Genomic DNA, 19,912 nt, shown 5'->3' on the forward strand with positions numbered 1-19,912 from the left:
CGACCGCCTGACCTACGACGCCACCATCATCGAAACCGGCACGACCAGCTACCGCCTCGCCCACACCCGAGCAGGTGGGGCCAACTCAAGCCGTCCTGGTGGGGCCAAGTCGAGTTGACATACTCATTCCGGAGTGGCACAAGACCGATCACGGGCTGCACCTGCACTTCGCGGTCGGCCGTTACGTCACTCAGCCCCTGATCGAGCGGGTTTGGGGGAACGGGTTCGTCTCGATCAAGCGGCTGTCGGGGCTTCCGGCCGGTGCGTCGGCGATGGTCGAGGCTCGGAGGACGGCGGGCTATCTGTCGAAGTACGTGGCCAAGACGTTCACCGAGGTTGACGACCACAAGCGTCCCAAGGGGCTGCACAGGTTCGATGTGGCCCAGGGCTTCACGCCCCGCTCGGTGTCGCTGCGCGGAGACTCACCGGGCGAGGTGACCGCTGAGGCGTCCCGGCTCATGGGGGGCTGGCCGGCCAGGGTGTGGACCTCGGGCCAGGCCGAGGACTGGCAGGGGCCGCCGGCGCTGTGGCTGCAATGGGACGGTGCCCGGTGACCGGGACGGGCTTCACCCCGGCCCAGGTCGAGGAGTGGGTGAGGGGGTCGTGCGAGCGTCAGGGGGTGCCGGTTGTGGTCACCGATCCGGAGGTGGTGTGCCGTGTGGTCGTGCTGTTGACCGGGCGGGAGGCGCGGCGGCGGCGCTAGCGGCTTGCCGCGCGCGCCGCGCGCACCCGGCCGGTCACAGCCGCCAGACGGGCTCCACACGGGCCGGGTCCACCGAATGGGCCCCTCGCTTGCCGGGCAGGATCACCACATGGTCCAGCACGGTGGCGATGATCGCGTGTTGGCGTTCGAGCTCGAGCCGGGCGAACTGCTCGGCGAGGTCGGCGGCGGCAAGGTCGAGCCCGGCCAGGGCGTCGGTGTGGGTGAGTTCGGCCAGGCGATGTTGGGTGTGCCGTAGCCGGGTGTCGATCACGTCGCGGGCGGCTCGCCACTCGGCCCGGTCGATCTCGTTGTTGGCGAACATCGCGACCAGCTCGGTGCGCTTGGCCTGATCGGCCTGCACCTGCGCGGCCAGCTTCGCCGCCTCATCATCGTCCCGGGCACGGCCCGCAAGAGCATCGGCAAGGGCTGGGGATGCGAGCCGCATCAGCACACCGGCGGTCACCAGCTCCTCGACCGGCTCGGCCTGAACCATGATCTTGCCGCAACCCCCATGATCCGGGCCCTGGGAGCACACGTAACGGCGGCCTTCCTTGCGGGCGGCGGCATAGAGCCGGTTCCCGCACCGCGAGCAGCGCACCAGCCCCGACAGCAGATAGCGGCGCGGCGTTCGGCGTCCGGTGCGCTTGCGGGCTTCGACCAGGGCCCGCATCCGGTCCCGGTCGGCCGGGTCGATGATCGGCTCCCACTGGCCCTTCGCAACCACCTGCCCGCCATGCGTGCGCAGCCCCGCGATCCGGGCCGAGAGCAGCATCGTGCGCAGGCTCATCGTCGTGAACTCCCCACCGGTCGAGGTCGGGATCCCCTGCTCCTGGGTCCAGGCGGTCAGCGAACGCCACGACTCCCCGGCCAGGAACCGCGCCACCAGAACACGGATGATCGCGGCCTCCTCCGGCACGATCGTCACCCGGTCCTCGGCGTACCCGTACGGGCGGTACCGTCCGCCACGCAACGGCACACCCTTCTCGGCCAGCTCCTTGTGCTTCAACTCCAACCTTCGCTTCTTCGAGTCGGACTCGTTCGCTGCCACAGCCGCCAACATACGCAACACCAACAGCCCATCACCGGTCGTGATGTCAGCATCCCCGGACACGAACTTCAACCGCGCACCCGAACGGGTCAACGTCTCGATGAACTCCTCCAACTCCACCGGGCGCCGGGTCAACCGGTCCAGGTGGTAGATCAGGACCGCGTCCACCCGCCCGGCCTTCACCTCGGCCAGCATCCGCCGGTACTCCGGGCGCCGCTTGCCGCTGTACGCCGAGATGTCGTTGTCCACGTACTCGGCCAGCACCGGCCAGCCCAGCCGCTCCGCCAGGGCCCGGCACTCCTTCACCTGCCGGGCCACGCCCAGCCCGGTTCCCTCCTGATCACTGCTGATCCGCGCGTAGATCGCCGCCGCTCTCACCTGCTCAACCATGATGGCAGATTAGCAACTCACCATTAACCTCCCCCTGTTGTGCCATCACCACCATGCCGGGCGCCCGCCGCCGGCGGCCTGAGCCTGCGTCAGGCCAGGTCCGCCGGGCCTGCCCAGGCGAGCCGCACGGTGTCCCCGGGGCGGCACTGGGCGAGGCGGTCGATGCTCGCCTCGGTGAGCACGGCGACGACAGGGTAGCCGCCGGTGGTGGGGTGGTCCGGACCGAACACCACCGGCTGCCCCGCCGGCGGCACCTGCACGGCGCCGCGGACCAGCGGCTCGCTGGGCAACTCGCGCTCGCCGGTGCGCGCCAGCGCCGGCCCGGTGAGCCGGACGCCGACCCGGTTGCTGTCGGGCGAGACCTGCCACTCCCCGGTGAGCTGGGCGGGGTCGGAGAGCCAGTCGGTGCGTGGGCCCGGAAGCAGGGCGAGCGCGGCGGGCGAGCCGGGCGCGGCGGGGGTCCAGCCACCGAGGGTCGGGCCTGAGGCGTCCCGGGCCGGGTCGACGACGCCGACCGGCAGGACGTCGCCGGCGCGCAGCCGCGCGGGTCCCAGGCCCGACAGCAGGTCGGTGGACCGCGACCCGAGCACCGGCGGCACGTCGACCCCGCCGGCGACCGACAAGTAGCTGCGCAGCCCACGGGACGGCAGGCCCAGCCGGAGCTCGTCGCCGGCGGCGAGCTCGATCGGCACGCCCCAGGCCACGGCCGTCCCGTTCACGGACGCCGGGCACTCGGCGCCGGTGAGCGCCACCCGGTGGTCCCGGTCCACGCGCGCCGCCAGCCCGCCCAGGGTGATCTCGACCGACGCGCACCCGATGTCGTTGCCGACGAGCCGCGCGCCCTCGGCGAATGCGCCCCGGTCGAAGACCCCGGACGCGCTCACGCCGACCGCGGCCAGTCCCGGACGGCCGGCGTCCTCGACCAGCGCCAGCGGGCCGGGCCTGATGATCTCGATCATGCCTGGAACCTCACCCACCAGCCCGGGCGCAGCAGTGCCGGCGGTGTCCGCTCGAGGTCCCACAACGCCACCGACGTGCGGCCGATCAGCTGCCAGCCGCCCGGCGACGGGCGCGGGTAGATGCCCGAGTACGCGCCGGCGAGCCCGACCGAACCGGCCGGCACGACGGTCCGCGGGGTCGCCCTGCGGGGCACCACCAGCCGGGGATCACCGCCGTCGAGGTAGGCGAAGCCCGGCGCGAACCCGCCGAAGGCGACCCGCCAGGGCGTGCCGGTGTGAGCCGCCACGACCTGGTCCTCGGACAGCCCGGTGAGCGCTGCCACCTCGGCCAGGTCCTCCCCGTCGTAGCGGACCGGCACGACCACCGTCCGCTCGGCCCGGGGCGCCGGCGCGGCGGGCAGCGGGCCGGCCAGGATGCGGGACACCTCCCGGCGCAGCCCGCCGAGCAGGTCCGGGGAGGCGGCGCGCACCAGCACCGTCCGCGCCGCCGGGACGACCTCCGCAGGCAGGGACGCGAGCGCAGCCGTGATGCCGGCCACCTGGTCCGGCTCGCACTCCACGAGCAGCGCGCACTCGCCGAAGGGCAGCAGCCTCACGCGAACGCCCGCACGTCGACCCCGCTCTCCTCGAGCGCCGCGCGCACGGCCCGCGCCATGGCCACGGCGTTGGGGGAGTCCCCGTGGACGCACACCGACTCGGCAGCCACCGCCACCCGGCGCCCGTCCACCGCCTCCACCGTGCCGGTGGTGGCGAGCTCGACCATGCGCGCGGCGACCAGCCCGGCGTCCCGCAGCACCGCGCCGGGCTCACCGCGGGGCACCAGCCCGCCGTCCCCGGTGTAGGCGCGGTCGGCGAAGGCCTCGGTGACGGTGCGCAGCCCGGCCGCGGCCGCCAGGCGGGTGGCGAGCGTGTCGGGCAGGCCGAGCAGCGCCAGCGAGGGGTCGAAGGACGCGATCGCCGACACCACGGCACCGGCCTGGCCGGCGTCGGTCGTGATCGCGTGGTAGAGCGCGCCGTGCGGCTTCACGTACGCCAGGCGCGTGCCCGCCACCTGGCAGGCCGCGGCGAGCGCACCGAGCTGGTACACCGTCTCGGCCCGCAGCTCCGCGGGCGCGACATCGAGGGAGCGCCGCCCGAAGCCATCGCGGTCGCGGTAGCCGATGTGGGCCCCGACGACCACCCCGCGCGCGGCGGCCTGTTCCACCGTCCGCGCCATCACCAGCGGGTCGCCGGCATGGAAGCCGCACGCGATGTTGGCGCTCGTGACGACGTCGAGCAGGGCCGCGTCGTCGCCCATCGTCCACGCGCCGTACGACTCCCCGAGGTCGGCGTTCAGGTCGATGCGCATGGCATCAGCGTCCCGCCTCGCCCGCGGCGTTGTCGAGCGGGCAGCCCGGCGGTCGTGAGCCGTCTTGATGAGATCGTGACCGGATTGCTCTTGACCCGGGTTCGTTGCGTATCGCAACATATAGCCATCGAAACGCTTCGACGAAGCGCTTCGACGAAGCTCTCGAGGAGGTGAGCAGTGGCAACGATCGCCGACGTGGCGCGCGAGGCAGGGGTTTCGGTGTCCACCGTGTCCTACGCCCTCTCCGGCGCCCGCCCGATCCGTCCGGAGACCCGCGAGCGCATCCAGGAGTCGATGAGGCGGCTCGGGTTCCAGCCCAACGCGATGGCCCGGTCGCTGGCCTCGCGGCGCAGCAAGGTGATCGCGCTGATCTACCCCCAGTTCGGCGACGGCGTGGGCGGGACGGTGGGCGAGTTCGTCCGCGCCGCGGCGGAACGCTCCCGCGAGCAGGGCTACCAGCTCGTGCTGTGGCCCTTCGAGGTCGGCCAGGCCAAGGAGGTCCGCAACCTCGCGCGGCAGGGCATGGCCGACGGCGTCCTCGTGATGGAGGTCGTGCTCGACGACCAGCGCATCGACGTCCTCGAGGCCGCGCAGGTGCCCTACGTGATGATCGGCCGCACGCGCGACGTCCAGCACCGTCCCAGCGTCGACATCGACTTCGACGCCACCGTCGAGCGGGCCATCGAGCACCTCGTCGGCCTCGGCCACCGGCACATCGCCTTCATCAACCACTCCCAGGAGCGCATCGACGCCGGCTACGGCCCGGCCGTCCGCGCCGCCGTCGCGTTCGACCGGGCGATGGCCGGGCACGGGCTGGAGCCGCTCGCCCGGGCCTGCGCCGAGTCGCCGGTCGTCGGACGCGAGGTGACCGCCGACCTGCTGGCCTCCGAGCCCCGGCTGACCGCGATCGTCACGATGAACGAGCTCGCCACCTTCGGCGTCTACGCCGAACTCCAGCACCGCGGCCTGGCCATCCCGCAGGACGTCTCCGTGCTCGGCATCGTCACCTCGCCCGGCGTCGGCGTCCTGACCTACCCGCCGCTGTCCACCATGCACGCTCCCGGCGCCGAACTCGGCCGCCTCGCCGTCGACCGGCTGCTCGACCAGCTCTCCGACGGCCGCCACCCCCTCCCCAATCAACTCATTCCCTGCGTGCTCGAGCCGGGGATGAGCCTTGGTCCAGCCAGGACCGAACCGGACGCCTGACCAGGTCTCCGTCCCCGCCGGATCCCCGGCTCCACCGAAAGGACACGCAATGAAGCGAAACATGGGCGTGACGCTCGTCGCAGCCGCGGCGACGCTCACCCTCGCCTTGACTGCCTGCTCCAGCGCAGGTTCGGCTCCCTCGGCCGGCGGCTCGAGCGCCGCGAGCGAGCCGAAGACGCTGACCATCTGGGACTACGAGAGTGACGAGTCGGCGATGGGCCAGGCCTGGGCGAAGGCCGTCGAGATCTTCAAGGCCAAGCACCCCGACGTCACCGTCAAGGAGGAGGCGCAGACCTTCGAGCAGATCCAGAAGAACGCCAAGATCGTGCTCACCGGGGACTCCGTGCCCGACGTCATGGAGTACAACAAGGGCAACGCCACCGCCGGCCAGCTGGCCGCGCAGGGCCTGATCACCCCGCTCACCGACGCCGCCACGCAGTACGGCTGGGAGAGCAAGCTCGCCGGCTCGCTGGCCACCACGGCGAAGTACAACGACAAGGGCCTGATGGGCTCGGGCGAGTGGTACGGCGTCCCGAACTACGGCGAGTTCGTCGGGGTCTACTACAACAAGGACCTGTTCGCGAAGTACGACCTGCAGGTGCCGACCACCATGGACGAGTTCGTGAAGGTCATGGACACCTTCAAGGCCAAGGGCGTCACCCCGCTGGCGACCGCCGGCGCGGAGTACCCGCTCGGCCAGCTCTGGTACGAGCTCGTGCTGGCGAACGCCGACCGGTCCTTCGTGAACGACTACCAGCTCTTCGCCAACGACGTGGACTTCCAGGGCGCCCAGATGACCGCGGGCACCACCGCGCTGAAGGACTGGATCTCCAAGGGCTACATCGACAAGAACGTGGCCGCGTTGAAGGCCGAGGACATGGGCGTGTCCTTCATCAAGGGCAAGTACCCGATGATGGTCTCCGGCTCCTGGTGGTTCGGCCGCCTGGCCACCGAGATGAAGGCCGACTGGGGCATGTTCCTCTTCCCTGGCAACGCCCTGCACCCGGGCTCGTCCGGCAACATCTGGGTGATCCCGACCAAGGCGAAGTCGCCCGAGCTGGCCAAGGAGTTCATCGACATCACGCTGAGCCCCGAGGTGCAGAACGTGCTGGCCGAGAAGGGTGGCCTCCCGGTCGCCGGTGACACCTCGGTGATCACCGACGCGAAGGTCAAGGAGCTCACCACGAACTTCGACTCGATCCTCAAGCAGGACGGGCTGGCGTTCTACCCCGACTGGCCGGTGCCGGGCTACTACGACGTGATCGTGGCGCAGCTCCAGGCCCTCGCCAACGGCAACAAGGACGTCCCGGCGACCCTCGAGGGCCTCGGCAAGGCCTACGCCCAGGGCAAGGACGACCTGCTCAACGGCTGAACACGGCGTGCGGGGTGGGCCAGGCGCCCACCCCGCCCCCGGTTCGCACGACAGCGAGGAAGACATGGCTACCACCGACACGACAACGAGGCGCAGGGCCACCTGGGTCCCCTACCTGCCGTACCTGATCCCCGGCGCGCTCGCCTTCCTGCTGGTCATCGGCTACCCCCTGGTGATGAACGTCTACTACAGCCTGTTCAAGTGGAAGGGCGGCCTGGCGCCGATGCGCTGGTACGGCCTGGGCAACTACGCCGACCTGCTGGCCGACGAGGCCTTCTGGACGTCGTTCCGCAACTCGATCTCGATGGTCGTGGCGATGGTCGTCGTGCCGACCGTGATCGGGCTCGTCCTGGCCGCGGTGCTCTTCGACTACCTCGGACGGCGCTTCGGTGCCCGCGTCGCCTCGGTGCTGCGGGCCACCTACTACCTGCCGCAGATCCTGCCGGTCGCGGTGGCGGGCGTGGTGTGGAACTGGATCCTGAACGCCCAGGACGGCGCGGTCAACGTCATCCTCACCAACCTCGGCGTGACCGATCCGCCCGACTGGCTGGGCAACCCGCAGCTCGCGATGCCGAGCGTCATGCTGGTGCTGATCTGGGTGCAGATCGGCTACCCCGTGGTGATCTTCATGGCCGCCCTCCAGCGGGTCGACCCCGAGCTGTACGAGGCCGCGGAGCTCGACGGCGCCAACTGGTGGGCCCGGCTGCGCGCGATCACCCTGCCGCAGATCAAGCCGGAGACCTTCGTGGTCACCCTGACCTGCACGGTCGCGGCGCTGAAGGTGTTCGCCCCGGTCTACGTGCTCACCCGCGGCGGCCCCGAGGGGACGACGCTGGTGCCCAGCTACTACTCGTTCCTCAACTTCTTCGACAAGTCGAAGGTGGGCTACGGCGCCGCCGTGGCCACCGTCCTCACCATCGTGATCATCATCGTCGCCACCGTCATCCTGCAGTTCCAGGCGCGGGCCGAGCGGCGCGAGAGGGAGGGACGCTGATGTCCACCACCACCGCAACGACGCCGGTCGTCGTGAAGGGCACGGCCGTGCCGGGCAACAAGGTGGACGCGCGCCTGCACCGGGGGGTGGGACGCTGGTTCGTCCTGGCCGCCGCCGGGCTGTTCGCGCTGGCCATGCTCGCCCCGTTCGTGATCATGGCGATGAACGCCTTCAAGTCCTCGGCCGACTACTCCCAGAACGGGCCGCTCAGCCTGCCGACGGCCTTCTACACCGACGGCCTGGTCAACTTCTGGAACCGCACGCAGTTCCCTCTGAAGCTGCTCAACTCAATCATGATCTCGGGGCTGGTGGCCGTGTTCGGCACCTTCCTCTCCCTGATCACCGCCTACGCGATCGGCATCGGGCGGGTGAAGGGCAGGGTGTGGATCATCGCGGTGTTCCTGATCGCCAACATGCTGCCGCAGGAGGCGATCATCTACCCGCTGTTCACCATGGCCAACGCGGTCGGGCTGTCGAACTCGCAGTGGTCGGTGATCATCATCTTCACCGTGATCCAGTCCGCCTTCGGCATCTACCTGCTGTCCTCGGTGCTGAGCACCTTCCCGGTGGAGCTCCTCGAGGCCGCGGCACTGGACGGGGCGGGACGGTTCCGCATCCTGTGGTCGGTGGTCTACCCGATCCTGCGGCCCACGCTCGGCGTGCTGATGGTGTTCTTCTTCATCTGGACGTGGAACGAGTTCTTCATCCCGCTGGTGATGCTCACCTCGAACGCCACCCAGACCGTCCCGATCGCGCTCGCCTCGCTGCAGGGCGACCGGATGATGGACGCCCCCACGACCAACGCCGGGGCCCTGGTCTCGCTGCTGCCGGCGCTGGTCTTCTTCCTCATCTTCCAGCGGACCCTCACCCGCGGCGTCACCGCCGGCGCGGTGAAGTGACCGGCCACCACAGAACCGAAAGACGCCCATGAAGTTCACCGACGGGTACTGGGCCATTCGGCCCGAGTACACCCCCCTGTACGCGGTCGAGGTCGACGACGTCCGCATCGACCCGGCCGCCGGCACCATGACCGTGTACGCGCCGACGTCCCGGATCCGGGGCCGCGGTGACGTGCTCAACCGCCCGATGCTCACCATCACCTACTCCTCGCCCGCGCCCGGGGTGATCAGCACCCGCATCGTCCACCACGACGGACGGCGGCCCGTCGGCCCGTCCTTCGCCCTGCACCGCCCCGAAGGCTTCGTGCCCGAGGTGGAGCTGGGTGAGGACGTCGCCGTCCTGCGGTCCGGCGAGCTGGAGGTCCGCGTTCCGCGGCGCGGCTCGTGGCGGGCGGACTTCGTCTCCGGGGGACGGGTGCTGACCTCCTCGCTGGCCAAGTCGGTCGGCGCCATGCAGCACAGGGACGGCCGCGAGTTCGTGCACGAGCAGCTCGCGCTCGAGCCGGGCGAGCAGGTGTACGGCCTCGGCGAGCGGTTCGGCGCCTTCACCAAGAACGGCCAGGTCGTCGACATCTGGAACGAGGACGGGGGCACCTCCAGCGAGCAGGCGTACAAGAGCGTCCCGTTCTACCTGACCAGCCGGGGCTACGGCGTCTTCACCGACCACCCCGAGCGCGTCTCCTACGAGGTGGGCTCGGAGGTGAACACCCGCGTCCAGTTCTCGGTGGAGGGGCAGTCGCTGTCCTACCACGTGATCGCCGGGCCCACCCCCAAGGACGTGCTGCGCCGCTACACCGCGCTCACCGGACGCCCGGCGCGCCTGCCGGCCTGGTCGTTCGGGCTGTGGCTGACCACGTCGTTCACCACCAGCTACGACGAGGCGACCGTCTCGAGCTTCATCGACGGCATGGCCGAGCGCGAGCTGCCGCTGTCGGTGTTCCACTTCGACTGCTTCTGGATGCGCGAGTACCAGTGGTGCGACTTCGAGTGGGACCCGCGCACCTTCCCCGACCCCGTCGGCATGCTCGCCCGGCTGAAGGAGAAGGGGGTGCGCATCTGCGTGTGGATCAACCCCTACATCGCGCAGCGCTCCGCGCTGTTCGCCGAGGGCGCCGAGAAGGGCTACCTGCTGCGCACCACGTCCGGCGACGTCTGGCAGTGGGACAAGTGGCAGGCCGGCATGGGGCTGGTGGACTTCACCAACCCGGAGGCCCGCGCCTGGTTCCAGGGCAAGCTGAAGGTGCTGCTCGACCAGGGCGTGGACGCGTTCAAGACCGACTTCGGCGAGCGCATCCCCGCCACGGACGTCGCGTGGCACGACGGCTCCGACCCGCAGCGGATGCACAACTACTACGCGCACCTCTACAACAGCTGCGTCCACGAGCTGCTCGTGGCCGAGCGCGGCGAGGGCGAGGCCGTCCTCTTCGCGCGCTCCGCCACGGCCGGCGGCCAGCAGTTCCCCGTCCACTGGGGCGGCGACTGCGACTCCACCTACGCCTCGATGGCCGAGTCGCTGCGGGGCGGGCTGTCGCTGGCCCTGTCCGGGTTCGGCTACTGGAGCCACGACATCGGCGGGTTCGAGGGCACCCCGGACACGGGCGTATTCAAGCGGTGGCTGCCCTTCGGACTGCTCTCCTCGCACTCCCGCCTGCACGGGTCCGGGTCGTACCGGGTGCCGTGGGCCTTCGACGAGGAGGCCGTGGAGGTCACCCGCCGGTTCACCCGGCTGAAGCTCTCGCTGATGCCCTACCTGGGCGGGATCGCCGCGCAGGCCAGCGACGAGGGCATCGCGATGATGCGCCCGATGGTGCTGGAGTTCCCGCAGGACCGCGGCACCCACACCGTCGACACCCAGTTCATGCTCGGCGACGCGCTCTGCGTCTCCCCGGTGTTCCGCGCCGACGGGGTGGGGGAGACCTACCTGCCGGCCGGCCGGTGGACGCACCTGCTCGACGGCTCGGTGGCCGAGGGGCCGGCCTGGACGTCGCGCACCTACGGCTTCGACTCCCTCGGGGTGTACGTGCGGCCCGGGACGGTGCTGCCGGTCGGCGCGGTGCAGGACAGCCCCGAGTACGCATGGGCCGAGGACGTGACGCTGCGGCTCTACGAGCTCCCGGACGGCTACGACCGCACGCTGGTCGTGCCCGGGGGAACGGGGAGCGCGGCCACCTTCCGGGTGCGCCGCAGCGGCGCGGAGGTCGTCGTGAGCAGTGACGACGCCCCCGCCGGCTGGTCGGTCGCGGTCGCCGGCGGCGCGCCGTCGGCCACCGCGCACGGGCCGGGCACCGTGCGGGTGGAGGCCTGAGGTGGGCGCGGTGACCTTCGGCCCGGGGTTCCGGTTCGGCTCGGCGACCGCTGCCTACCAGATCGAGGGGGCGGCGTCCGAGGACGGCCGCGGGCCCTCGATCTGGGACACCTACAGCCACACCCCCGGCGCCACGGAGTACGGCGACACCGGGGACGTGGCCTGCGACCACTACCACCGCTGGCGTGAGGACCTCGGGCACATCACCGCCCTCGGGCTGGACTGCTACCGGCTGTCGATCTCCTGGCCGCGGGTGCAGCCGGGGGGCACCGGGGCGCTGAACGAGGCCGGCGTCGCGTTCTACCGCGACCTGCTGGACGCCCTCCGGGCGGCCGGCGTCGAACCGTGGGTGACGCTCTACCACTGGGACCTCCCCCAGGAACTGGAGGACGCCGGCGGCTGGGCGAACCGCGACACCGCGCTGGCCTTCGCCGAGTACGCGCGGCTGATGGCCACCGAGCTCGGCGAGCGCGTGCACACCTGGACGACCCTGAACGAGCCGTGGTGCTCCGCCTACCTCGGGTACGCCTCCGGCGTCCATGCGCCCGGGCGCACCGAGCCGGTGGCGGCGCTGCGGGCCGTCCACCACCTCAACCTCGCGCACGGCCTGGCCGCCACGGCCATCCGCGACGTGCTCGGCGCGCAGGCGCGGGTGTCGGTCACCCTCAACCTGCACGCGCTGCGCGCGGCCGACCCGGGCAGCGCGGCCGACCTCGACGCGGTCCGCCAGATCGACGCGGTGGGCAACCGGGCGTTCACCGGGCCGATGCTGGAGGGCGCCTACCCCGACGACCTGCTGGCCGACACCGCCGGGCTCACCGCCTGGGACTTCGTCCTGCCGGGCGACCTGGCGGCGATCCGGCAGCCGCTCGCGGCCCTGGGCGTCAACTACTACGCCACGACGATGGTCCGCCACGCCCCGGACGGCGACACGACCTCCGACAACTCCGGGCACAGGGAGTCGGCGTCCTCGCCCTGGGTCGGGGCCGACCGGGTCGCCTTCGTCACCGAGCCCGGGCCCTACACCGAGATGGGCTGGAACATCGCCCCCGAGGGGCTGACCGCGCTGCTGCTCGACCTGCATGGGCGCTACCCCGGGCTGCCGCTGGTGATCACGGAGAACGGCGCGGCCTTCGACGACCACGTGGACGCCGACGGCCGCGTCCGCGACGTCCAGCGGGTGGCCTACGTGCACGACCACCTCGCCGCCGTGGCCGCGGCGATGGACGCCGGGGCCGACGTGCGCGGCTACTTCCTGTGGTCCCTGCTGGACAACTTCGAGTGGGCGTGGGGCTACTCGCGGCGCTTCGGCATCATCCGGGTGGACTTCGACACCCTTGAACGCACCTGGAAGGACTCGGCGCACTGGTACGCCCGGCTGCTCGCCGGGCGGACACTGCCCCCGGTGTCGGCCGCCGGTCCCGCCTGAGGGGCCTCGGCGGCGGCACAATCGGGGGCATGCACGCCGCCGCCTACCTGCCCGCCATCATGGACGCCCTCGGCCGGGAGTACCCGCACGGCTGGCGGCACTCGGCCGCCGGGCCGGTCGTGCTGGAACCCCGCCGGGCCCACCCGGCCTTCCACGGCTGCTACGACTGGCACTCCGCCGTGCACATGCACTGGGCGCTGGTGCGCCTGCTGCGGGACGGGACGGACGCCCCCGGCGCCCGGGCGCTGCTGGACGACCACCTGAATCCGGATGCGATCGCCGGCGAGCTGGCCTACCTCGCCGCGGACCCGCTGTTCGAGCGTCCCTACGGCTGGGGCTGGGCGCTGGAGCTGGCGGAGGAGGTGACCGGCTGGGACGACCCGGACGCGACCCGCTGGGCCGCGGCGTTGCGGCCCCTCGCAGACCTGCTGGCCGCGCGGTTCGTCGGCTGGCTGCCCGGCATGGCCCGTCCCGTGCGGGCGGGGATGCACCTCAACAGCGCCTTCGGGCTCACGCGGGCCCTGCGCTGGGCACGCCGCGGCGAGCGGGACGGGGATCCCGCGCTGCTGGCGGCCATCACCGACGCCGCGTCCCGCTGGTACGGCACCGACGCCGGGTACGACAACCGCTGGGAGCCCGACGGCTGGGACTTCCTCTCCCCGGGGCTGGCGGAGGCCGACCTGATGGCGGAACTGCTGCCGTCCCCGCGGTTCGAGGAGTGGCTGCACGCCTTCCTGCCGACGCTGGCCGCCGGCGAGCTCGGTGCGTGGGCCGAACCGGTGGCCGGTGGTGACCGCAGCGACGGGCAGGTGGCCCACCTCGACGGGCTCAACCTCCACCGCGCCGGGGTGCTCGGACGGCTCGGTGCGCGGTTGGGCCGCCACGACCTGCGTGACGCCGCCCGGCGGCACGCAGCGGCCGGGCTGGAGCACGTCGTGGGCGGCGACTACATGTCGGAGCACTGGCTGGCGTCCTTCGCCCTGCTGGCCCACGGCGTGGCGGATTGACATCTTCGTCACAGAGGTCCCACGAGACCCCCTCGGCCACTAGTGTTGGCCGGAGCGGCTGCCGCGAGGGCAGCCCCTGAGGAGGGGGAAGGTACGCAGATGAACGACCCGGTGACGCCGTTGGGAACGGTCCGGTTTCTGAAGGTGGCCGAGGTCGCAGCTGCGCTGCGGGTGTCGCGGATGTCGGTGTACCGGCTCATCCACTCCGGTGATCTGGAGGCGGTGCGCTTCGGCCGCAACTTCCGTGTCCCCGAGCACGCCGTGAACGCCTACCTGCGTGAGTCCTTCTACCACGCAGGCTGATTTCGTCCCCGGTGGGGGCGACCAGTAAGATCTTGTGCTTGGCTGGGTCGTCCAGCCGGGTCCTTTCGGGCTGGACCACCAGCCCGATCCATTCATCTGCCGTCCGCAGGACGGTAACCGAGAGGTCTGCCAGTGGGTTCGGTCATCAAGAAGCGCCGCAAGCGGATGGCGAAGAAGAAGCACCGCAAGCTGCTCAAGAAGACGCGCATCCAGCGTCGTCGCGCCGGCAAGTAACCCCCATGGACCAGCCCCGCGTGGTGCTGCTGGTCCGTGATGGCTGCCACCTCTGTGACGAGGCCCTCGAGGTCGTCCGCGCCGTCTGCGCCGCCACCGGGAACTCCTGGGCGGTGCGCGACGTCGACGCGGACGAGACCCTGAGGGCCGAGTACACCGACCACGTCCCGGTGACGTTCGTGGACGGCGTCCGCCATGCCTTCTGGCACGTGGACGCCGTCGCGCTGGAGTCTGCGCTGGGGGCTTGACCCTCACCCCGCCAGAGGCATGACAAAGGAGTCATGTTGAAGATCGGAGACTTCGCCCGGCTCGGCCAGGTGTCGGTACGCATGCTTCGCAACTACGACGAGCTGGGGTTGCTCGTGCCTGCGCACGTCGACCCCTGGACCAACTACCGCAGCTACTCCGCCGCGCAGCTGGCACGGCTGAACCGCATCGTGGCCCTGCGGGGCCTCGGGTTCGGGCTGGAGGCCATCGGACGGCTCCTCGACGACCACCTGACGGTCGCGCAGCTCGAGGGGATGCTGGTGCTGCGGCGGGCCGAACTCGCCGAGCAGTTGCGGGCGACCGGCGACCAGCTCGCCGCCGTCGAGCGACGTCTCCGCCTGATCGAAGGAGAGTCACAGATGGATCAAGAGTTCGTGGTGAAGCCCGTCCCCGCGCTGCGGCTGGGCGAGCTGTCGTGCACGGTGGGCGCCCAGGACGACATCAGCGCCCACGTCGGGCCACTGTTCGGCCGGGTGTGGGACGCGATGACCGCGGCCGGCGCGCGTCCCGGGCTCGGCGTCGGCTACTACGTGGTCGGCGAGGACGGGATGGAGTGCCACTGCGGCTTCGCCTACGACGGCGAGGCGGCGCCCGGCTTCGGCGTCGGCGAGCTGCCGGCGGTGCCGGAGGCGGTGACGCTGGTGCACCTCGGCTCGATGGCGGGCATCGGCGCGGCCTGGCAGGCCGTCGGCCGGTGGCTGGAGGACAACGACGCCGAGCCCTCGGGAGCGTGCCGCGAGGTGTACCTGGAGACCCCGATGGACGACCCGGACGCCTGGGTGACCGAGCTCCAGCAGCCGTTCGTGCGGCGCTGACGGCCCCGGCGGCCACCCGTTCCCGCCACGCCGTGGCCCCTGCGTATTGTTGGGGCCACGAGCGAGGCGAGGAGATCGATGGAACACGTCGTCCACCTGGTGCGGCACGGGCAGGTGCACAACCCCGAGGGCGTCCTCTACGGGCGCACGCCGGGGTACGGCCTGTCCGACCTGGGCCGGCAGATGGCCGAGCGGCTCGGCGAGTACTTCGCCGACGCACCGCTCGTCCGGCTGGTCAGCTCGCCGCTCCAGCGGGCGCAGGAGACGATGGCCCCGATCGCGGCGCGGCATCCCGGGCTGGAGGTGGCGATCGACGAGCGGGTGATCGAGGCCGCCAACGTGTTCGAGGGACGCAGCTTCGGCCGGTACAACGAGATCCTGCTCCGCCCGTCGAGCTGGTGGGCGATGCGCAACCCGCTGCGGCCCTCCTGGGGCGAGCCGTACACCTCGATCCTCGCGCGCATGCGGGCGGCGCTGGCCGACGCCGCGTCCCACGCCGTCGGCGGGGAGGTCCTGATCGTCTCCCACGAGCTCCCCATCTGGATGGCCCGCAGCTGGGGGGAGGGCCGGCCCCTGGTGCACGACCCGCGGCGCCGCCAGGCGCGCCTGGCCAGCGTCACCACGTTCACCTACCACGACACGCACCTGGTGCGCGTGGACTACGCGGAGCCGTGCGCCGACCTGGTGCCGCCCAAGGTGAAGCGCTTCCGCCCGGGAGCCTGATGAGGCGGCTGCTCGCGGTCCTGCTGACCCTGCTGCTGGCCGGCTGCGGCTCGGCCCCGTCCGGCACGTCCGGGTTCGTCGGCGGCGACGGCACGATCACGCGCCTGGCCCCGGACCAGCGCCCGCCCGCGCCCGCCATCCGTGGCACGACGCTGGAGGGTGCCGCGTGGGACAGCTCGTCCGCGGCCGGCAAGGTGATCGTCTACAACGTCTGGGGCTCCTGGTGCGCGCCCTGCCGGGCGGAGGCCCCGGCGCTGGTGGCCGCGAGCAGGCGGACGGCGGAGGTGGCCGTGTTCGTCGGCCTCAACACCCGCGACCTCGACACCGCGGCGCCGAAGGCCTTCGTGCGGAGCTTCGGCGTGCCGTACGTGAACCTCTACGACCCCGACGGCGCGCTGCTGCTGGAGTTCTCCGGGCAGCTCCCGGCCAGTGCCATCCCGAGCACGCTGCTGGTCGACCCCCAGGGCCGGGTGGCCGCACGGATCATCGGCGAGACCACGGAGGCCACGCTGGTCGGCCTGATCGAGGACCTGTCGTGACCGAGTGGGTGCAGCAGGCGGTCGGCGGCTCGGTGCTGCTGGCGCTCCCGGTGGCCTTCCTCGCCGGGCTGGTGTCGTTCTTCTCCCCGTGCGTGCTGCCGCTGCTGCCCGGCTACCTGAGCTACGCGACCGGACTGGGGGCCACCGAGATCTCCGGCCACCGCCGCCGCGTGCTGGCCGGGACGCTGGGCTTCGTGGCCGGCCTGGCCCTGGTGTTCGTCGCGTCCGGCGCCCTGGCCGGCACGGTCGGTGCCGCCCTGGTGGAGTGGCAGCGCCCGATCACGGTCGTCGCCGGCGTGCTGGCCATCGTCCTCGGGCTGATGTTCACCGGCTGGGTGCCGGTGCCGGACTGGCGGCTCAACGTGGTGCCGCGCCTTGGCGTGGCCGCGTCCCCGCTGCTGGGGATCGTGTTCGCGCTGGGCTGGACGCCGTGCATCGGGCCGGCGCTGTCGGTGGTGCTCTCCCTGGCCCTGAACGAGGGGACGGCGCTGCGCGGCGGCGTCCTGGCCCTGTCGTACTCGCTCGGGCTCGGCCTGCCGTTCGTCGTGGCCGGGCTCGCCTTCGACCGCCTGTCGGGCACCCTGGGCTGGGTGAAGCGACACCACCGGGGCATCCAGGTGGCCGGTGGCGTCGCGATGATGGCCGTCGGCCTGCTGCTGGTCACCGGCTGGTGGGACGTGCTGATGGGCGGGCTGCGGCAGTGGGCCGCGGGCTTCGAGGTGATCCTTTGACCAACCTCGTCGGGTGGCTACGGTTCGGCTGGGCCACCCTCACCTCGATGCGCACCGCGCTGATCCTGCTGCTCATCCTCGGGATCGCCGCGATCCCCGGCTCGCTGCTCCCGCAGCGTCCGACCAATCCGGTGGGGGTGGCCGACTACCTGCGCACCAACCCGGAGGTCGGCCCGTGGCTGGGACGCCTGGGCTTCTTCGACGTGTTCGGGTCGGCCTGGTTCGCGGCGATCTACCTGCTGCTGTTCATCTCACTCATCGGCTGCATCCTGCCGCGCACGGCGACCTTCCTGCGCGAGCTGCGCGCACTGCCCGACGCCGGCCCGGGACGCCTGGACCGGCTGCCCGGTCACACCGTGGGCACCGTGGCGTCCGCGCCCGCCGCCGTGCTGGACGCCGCACAGGCGCATCTTCGGGAGCGGGGCTACCGGGTGCGGCGCACCGACGCCGCGATCTCGGCGGAGCGGGGCTACCTGCGCGAGGCGGGCAACCTCCTCTTCCACATCTGCCTGGTCACCACCCTGATCGGCCTGGCCTGGGGGTCGCTGTTCAGCTTCCGCGGCACCGCGGTCGTGGTCGAGGGCCAGGCGTTCTCGAACACGCTCACCCAGTACGACGAGTTCGGCGCCGGCGCGGCCTTCTCCTCCTCCCACCTCTCCCCGTTCACGGTGCGGGTCGACCGCTTCGACGTCCGGTTCGAGGAGGGACCGGTCCAGACCGGCGCGGCCAGGGAGTTCACCGCCCACGTCACCGTCAGCGAGCCGGGTCGGCCCGACACCGAGCAGCTGCTCCAGGTGAACGCACCGCTGTCGATCGGCGGGGACTCGGTGCACCTGCTCGGGCACGGGTACGCGCCGGTGGTGACGGTCACCGACGGCAACGGCGACGTCGCCTTCTCCGGGCCCGTCGTCTTCCTCCCCCAGGACGCGAACTTCCGCTCCGACGGCGTGATCAAGGTGCCGGACGCCCGTCCCGAACGCCTCGCCTTCGAAGGAGTGTTCCTGCCGACGTCGGTCTCCGGCGGCGCGGGTGGCATGGTGTCCGCCTTCCCCGACGCCCTGAAGCCGGAGCTCCTGCTGAACGTGTGGACGGGCCCGCCCCGCCAGGAGACCGGGGAGCCGGAGAGCGTCTTCAGCCTCGACAAGGAGGGGCTCACCCAGCTGATGAACGGAGACCGGCCGGTGACCGTCGGGCTGTCAGTCGGCGCGTCCTTCGAGCTGCCGGACGGACGGGGCTCGATCAGCTTCGACGGCTGGAAGCGCTGGACCAAGCTCCAGGTCTCGAACACCCCCGGCGGCTGGCTGGTGCTGGTCTCCGTGATGCTCGCCGTGATCGGCATGGGGGTCTCCCTCACCGTGAGGCCGCGGCGTCTCTTCGTGCGCGTCACCGCTGGCCCGGCCGAGGACGGGGAGGGCGACGACGTCCCCGCCGGGCCCGCCGGGGTGGCGGCGAGCCGCGTGTCGGTCGCGGGGCTCGACCGGGTCGAGGGGCGCGGCGGTCTCACCGAGGAGGTGGCGGGGCTGGCGGAGGCCTGTGGGGTGCGGGTTACAGTGGCGGGCACAGACAGCGAGGAGCAGCAGTGATCGCCTACTACTCCAGCCTGGCCATGGTCACCTCCGCGGTCCTGTACCTGGTGGCCATGACCGCGCACGCGGCCGAGTGGGCCAGCGTGCGGACGGCGAAGGTGGCCCGCCCGGTCCCGGCCATGGTCGGCGCGCCCGCGGAGGCGCCCGGGCCGGAGGTCGCCGTGGCCGTGGACGGCCGCCGGACCGAGCTCCTCGGCCGGATCGGGCTGGCCGTGACCGTGGTGGCGGCGCTGACGCACGTCGCCGGCGTCGTGCTGCGCGGCGTGGCCGCCCAGCGGGCGCCCTGGGGCAACATGTACGAGTTCGTCACGACGTCGCTGGCGATCGTCGCGATCGTCTACCTCGTGCTCGCCCTGCGCTCCGGCATGCGCTGGCTGGGGCTGCCGGTGACGCTCCTGCTCACGATCGGCCAGGGCCTGGCGGTCACGGTGTTCTACGTGGACGTCTCCGAGCTCATGCCCGCCCTGCACTCGGTGTGGTTCGTGATCCACATCATCGCCGCGGCCACGGCCGGCGCCGCCTTCAACGTCGGCGGCATCGCCGCGATCCTGTACCTGGTGCGGACGCGGGCGGAGGCCCGCGGCAGCGTCCGCGGCTACCTCGCGCGGATCCCGTCCGCGGCGGCCCTCGACCGGGTCAGCTACCGCTTCCACGCGTTCGCCTTCCCGCTGTGGACGTTCACCATCGCCGCGGGTGCCATCTGGGCCCAGTTCGCCTGGGGACGCTTCTGGGGCTGGGACCCGAAGGAGACGTGGTCGCTGGTGACCTGGATCGTCTACGCGGTCTACCTGCACGCCCGCGCCACCGCCGGGTGGAAGGGACGTCGCGCCGCGGTCGTCGCGGTCGTCGGCCTGGCCACGTTCTGGTTCAACTTCATCGGCATCAACCTGCTGGTCTCCGGCCTGCACTCCTACGCCGGGATCTAGCTGTACTCGGCCATCAGGTTGGTGACAGTCGGTTGATCGGGGGGTGGCCTCCGAGTGCGGTGTGTCGGCGTTCAGTGTTGTAGTAGTTGAGCCATGGGGCAAGGGCGTCTGCGCGGTCGGTGTTGGTG

22 protein-coding genes are annotated in these 19,912 nt (G+C 71.8%); 17 read left to right on the forward strand and 5 right to left on the reverse strand.

Annotated elements, in window-relative coordinates; all coding sequences use genetic code 11:
- Positions 1 to 98: 98 nt before the first annotated feature.
- Complete coding sequence (locus ACFQQJ_RS04645; protein ID WP_377104605.1) at positions 99 to 554, forward strand: hypothetical protein; 456 nt, start codon at positions 99 to 101, stop codon at positions 552 to 554.
- Positions 555 to 737: 183 nt separating this feature from the next.
- On the opposite strand, the gene ACFQQJ_RS04650 is transcribed toward ACFQQJ_RS04645, so the two are convergent.
- The 4 genes from ACFQQJ_RS04650 to ACFQQJ_RS04665 form a co-directional block, all read right to left on the reverse strand.
- Complete coding sequence (locus tag ACFQQJ_RS04650) at positions 738 to 2,141, reverse strand: recombinase family protein (protein WP_377104607.1); 1,404 nt, start codon at positions 2,139 to 2,141, stop codon at positions 738 to 740.
- Positions 2,142 to 2,230: 89 nt separating this feature from the next.
- On the reverse strand, positions 2,231 to 3,100 hold the full coding sequence (locus ACFQQJ_RS04655) for a biotin-dependent carboxyltransferase family protein (protein WP_377104609.1): 870 nt from the start codon (positions 3,098 to 3,100) through the stop codon (positions 2,231 to 2,233).
- Positions 3,097 to 3,696: an allophanate hydrolase subunit 1 gene (locus ACFQQJ_RS04660; protein ID WP_377104611.1), complete on the reverse strand. Its 600-nt coding sequence runs from the start codon at positions 3,694 to 3,696 to the stop codon at positions 3,097 to 3,099. Before ACFQQJ_RS04660 ends, ACFQQJ_RS04655 begins: the two co-directional genes overlap by 4 nt.
- The gene (locus ACFQQJ_RS04665; protein WP_377104613.1) at positions 3,693 to 4,448 is read right to left on the reverse strand and encodes a LamB/YcsF family protein; all 756 of its coding nucleotides are present in this window, start codon (positions 4,446 to 4,448) and stop codon (positions 3,693 to 3,695) included. The genes ACFQQJ_RS04660 and ACFQQJ_RS04665 overlap by 4 nt, the downstream gene beginning before the upstream one ends.
- Before the next feature lie 177 nt (positions 4,449 to 4,625).
- On the opposite strand from ACFQQJ_RS04665, the gene ACFQQJ_RS04670 reads away from it, so the two are divergent.
- From ACFQQJ_RS04670 to ccsB, 16 genes are all read left to right on the forward strand, one after another.
- On the forward strand, positions 4,626 to 5,654 hold the full coding sequence (locus ACFQQJ_RS04670; RefSeq protein ID WP_377104615.1) for a LacI family DNA-binding transcriptional regulator: 1,029 nt from the start codon (positions 4,626 to 4,628) through the stop codon (positions 5,652 to 5,654).
- A gap of 49 nt (positions 5,655 to 5,703) precedes the next feature.
- Positions 5,704 to 7,026 (forward strand): ABC transporter substrate-binding protein, encoded by a 1,323-nt coding sequence (locus ACFQQJ_RS04675; RefSeq protein ID WP_377104617.1) that lies wholly within the window; start codon positions 5,704 to 5,706, stop codon positions 7,024 to 7,026.
- Between the two features lie 64 nt (positions 7,027 to 7,090).
- Entirely contained in the window at positions 7,091 to 8,020 is a 930-nt protein-coding gene (locus ACFQQJ_RS04680) for a carbohydrate ABC transporter permease (RefSeq protein ID WP_377104619.1), read from the forward strand.
- The gene (locus ACFQQJ_RS04685) at positions 8,020 to 8,919 is read left to right on the forward strand and encodes a carbohydrate ABC transporter permease (protein ID WP_377104621.1); all 900 of its coding nucleotides are present in this window, start codon (positions 8,020 to 8,022) and stop codon (positions 8,917 to 8,919) included. The genes ACFQQJ_RS04680 and ACFQQJ_RS04685 overlap by 1 nt, the downstream gene beginning before the upstream one ends.
- Before the next feature lie 28 nt (positions 8,920 to 8,947).
- On the forward strand, positions 8,948 to 11,224 hold the full coding sequence (gene yicI, locus ACFQQJ_RS04690) for an alpha-xylosidase (RefSeq protein ID WP_377104623.1): 2,277 nt from the start codon (positions 8,948 to 8,950) through the stop codon (positions 11,222 to 11,224).
- Positions 11,225 to 11,234: 10 nt separating this feature from the next.
- Positions 11,235 to 12,653 (forward strand): GH1 family beta-glucosidase, encoded by a 1,419-nt coding sequence (locus tag ACFQQJ_RS04695; RefSeq protein ID WP_377104625.1) that lies wholly within the window; start codon positions 11,235 to 11,237, stop codon positions 12,651 to 12,653.
- A 29-nt stretch (positions 12,654 to 12,682) separates the two neighbouring features.
- Complete coding sequence (locus ACFQQJ_RS04700) at positions 12,683 to 13,660, forward strand: DUF2891 domain-containing protein (protein WP_377104627.1); 978 nt, start codon at positions 12,683 to 12,685, stop codon at positions 13,658 to 13,660.
- Between the two features lie 99 nt (positions 13,661 to 13,759).
- A complete protein-coding gene (locus tag ACFQQJ_RS04705; protein WP_377104629.1) occupies positions 13,760 to 13,963 on the forward strand; it encodes a helix-turn-helix domain-containing protein in 204 nt (67 codons plus the stop codon).
- Between the two features lie 132 nt (positions 13,964 to 14,095).
- The gene (locus ACFQQJ_RS04710; RefSeq protein WP_002550589.1) at positions 14,096 to 14,197 is read left to right on the forward strand and encodes a 30S ribosomal protein bS22; all 102 of its coding nucleotides are present in this window, start codon (positions 14,096 to 14,098) and stop codon (positions 14,195 to 14,197) included.
- A gap of 5 nt (positions 14,198 to 14,202) precedes the next feature.
- Complete coding sequence (locus ACFQQJ_RS04715; protein WP_377104637.1) at positions 14,203 to 14,445, forward strand: glutaredoxin family protein; 243 nt, start codon at positions 14,203 to 14,205, stop codon at positions 14,443 to 14,445.
- Between the two features lie 33 nt (positions 14,446 to 14,478).
- On the forward strand, positions 14,479 to 15,279 hold the full coding sequence (locus ACFQQJ_RS04720; RefSeq protein ID WP_377104639.1) for a MerR family transcriptional regulator: 801 nt from the start codon (positions 14,479 to 14,481) through the stop codon (positions 15,277 to 15,279).
- A 78-nt stretch (positions 15,280 to 15,357) separates the two neighbouring features.
- Entirely contained in the window at positions 15,358 to 16,002 is a 645-nt protein-coding gene (locus ACFQQJ_RS04725; RefSeq protein ID WP_377104641.1) for a histidine phosphatase family protein, read from the forward strand.
- Positions 15,999 to 16,541, forward strand: coding sequence for a TlpA family protein disulfide reductase (locus ACFQQJ_RS04730; protein ID WP_377104648.1), 543 nt, complete (start codon positions 15,999 to 16,001; stop codon positions 16,539 to 16,541). Before ACFQQJ_RS04725 ends, ACFQQJ_RS04730 begins: the two co-directional genes overlap by 4 nt.
- Positions 16,538 to 17,272, forward strand: coding sequence for a cytochrome c biogenesis CcdA family protein (locus ACFQQJ_RS04735; protein ID WP_377104643.1), 735 nt, complete (start codon positions 16,538 to 16,540; stop codon positions 17,270 to 17,272). Before ACFQQJ_RS04730 ends, ACFQQJ_RS04735 begins: the two co-directional genes overlap by 4 nt.
- A complete protein-coding gene (locus tag ACFQQJ_RS04740; protein ID WP_377104646.1) occupies positions 17,269 to 18,855 on the forward strand; it encodes a cytochrome c biogenesis protein ResB in 1,587 nt (528 codons plus the stop codon). The genes ACFQQJ_RS04735 and ACFQQJ_RS04740 overlap by 4 nt, the downstream gene beginning before the upstream one ends.
- Positions 18,856 to 18,878: 23 nt before the next feature.
- Complete coding sequence (gene ccsB, locus ACFQQJ_RS04745) at positions 18,879 to 19,784, forward strand: c-type cytochrome biogenesis protein CcsB (protein WP_377104650.1); 906 nt, start codon at positions 18,879 to 18,881, stop codon at positions 19,782 to 19,784.
- Between the two features lie 13 nt (positions 19,785 to 19,797).
- Here ccsB and ACFQQJ_RS04750 read toward each other — a convergent pair.
- On the reverse strand, positions 19,798 to 19,912 hold a 115-nt coding region (locus ACFQQJ_RS04750; protein WP_377104600.1), incomplete at its 5' end, for an integrase core domain-containing protein.

The organism is Propionicimonas sp. T2.31MG-18 (assembly GCF_964266745.1).
Classification (GTDB): domain Bacteria; phylum Actinomycetota; class Actinomycetes; order Propionibacteriales; family Propionibacteriaceae; genus Propionicimonas.

What these genes read in the sequence shown, in the direction of transcription:
- ACFQQJ_RS04650 (WP_377104607.1), bottom strand. Translation starts at nt 2,141, where the DNA reads ATGGTTGAGCAGGTGAGAGCGGCGGCGATCTACGCGCGGATCAGCAGT.
- ACFQQJ_RS04655 (WP_377104609.1), bottom strand. Translation starts at nt 3,100, where the DNA reads ATGATCGAGATCATCAGGCCCGGCCCGCTGGCGCTGGTCGAGGACGCC.
- ACFQQJ_RS04665 (WP_377104613.1), bottom strand. Translation starts at nt 4,448, where the DNA reads ATGCGCATCGACCTGAACGCCGACCTCGGGGAGTCGTACGGCGCGTGG.
- ACFQQJ_RS04675 (WP_377104617.1), top strand. Translation starts at nt 5,704, where the DNA reads ATGAAGCGAAACATGGGCGTGACGCTCGTCGCAGCCGCGGCGACGCTC.
- ACFQQJ_RS04680 (WP_377104619.1), top strand. Translation starts at nt 7,091, where the DNA reads ATGGCTACCACCGACACGACAACGAGGCGCAGGGCCACCTGGGTCCCC.
- ACFQQJ_RS04685 (WP_377104621.1), top strand. Translation starts at nt 8,020, where the DNA reads ATGTCCACCACCACCGCAACGACGCCGGTCGTCGTGAAGGGCACGGCC.
- yicI (WP_377104623.1), top strand. Translation starts at nt 8,948, where the DNA reads ATGAAGTTCACCGACGGGTACTGGGCCATTCGGCCCGAGTACACCCCC.
- ACFQQJ_RS04700 (WP_377104627.1), top strand. Translation starts at nt 12,683, where the DNA reads ATGCACGCCGCCGCCTACCTGCCCGCCATCATGGACGCCCTCGGCCGG.
- ACFQQJ_RS04705 (WP_377104629.1), top strand. Translation starts at nt 13,760, where the DNA reads ATGAACGACCCGGTGACGCCGTTGGGAACGGTCCGGTTTCTGAAGGTG.
- ACFQQJ_RS04715 (WP_377104637.1), top strand. Translation starts at nt 14,203, where the DNA reads ATGGACCAGCCCCGCGTGGTGCTGCTGGTCCGTGATGGCTGCCACCTC.
- ACFQQJ_RS04720 (WP_377104639.1), top strand. Translation starts at nt 14,479, where the DNA reads ATGTTGAAGATCGGAGACTTCGCCCGGCTCGGCCAGGTGTCGGTACGC.
- ACFQQJ_RS04725 (WP_377104641.1), top strand. Translation starts at nt 15,358, where the DNA reads ATGGAACACGTCGTCCACCTGGTGCGGCACGGGCAGGTGCACAACCCC.
- ccsB (WP_377104650.1), top strand. Translation starts at nt 18,879, where the DNA reads ATGGTCACCTCCGCGGTCCTGTACCTGGTGGCCATGACCGCGCACGCG.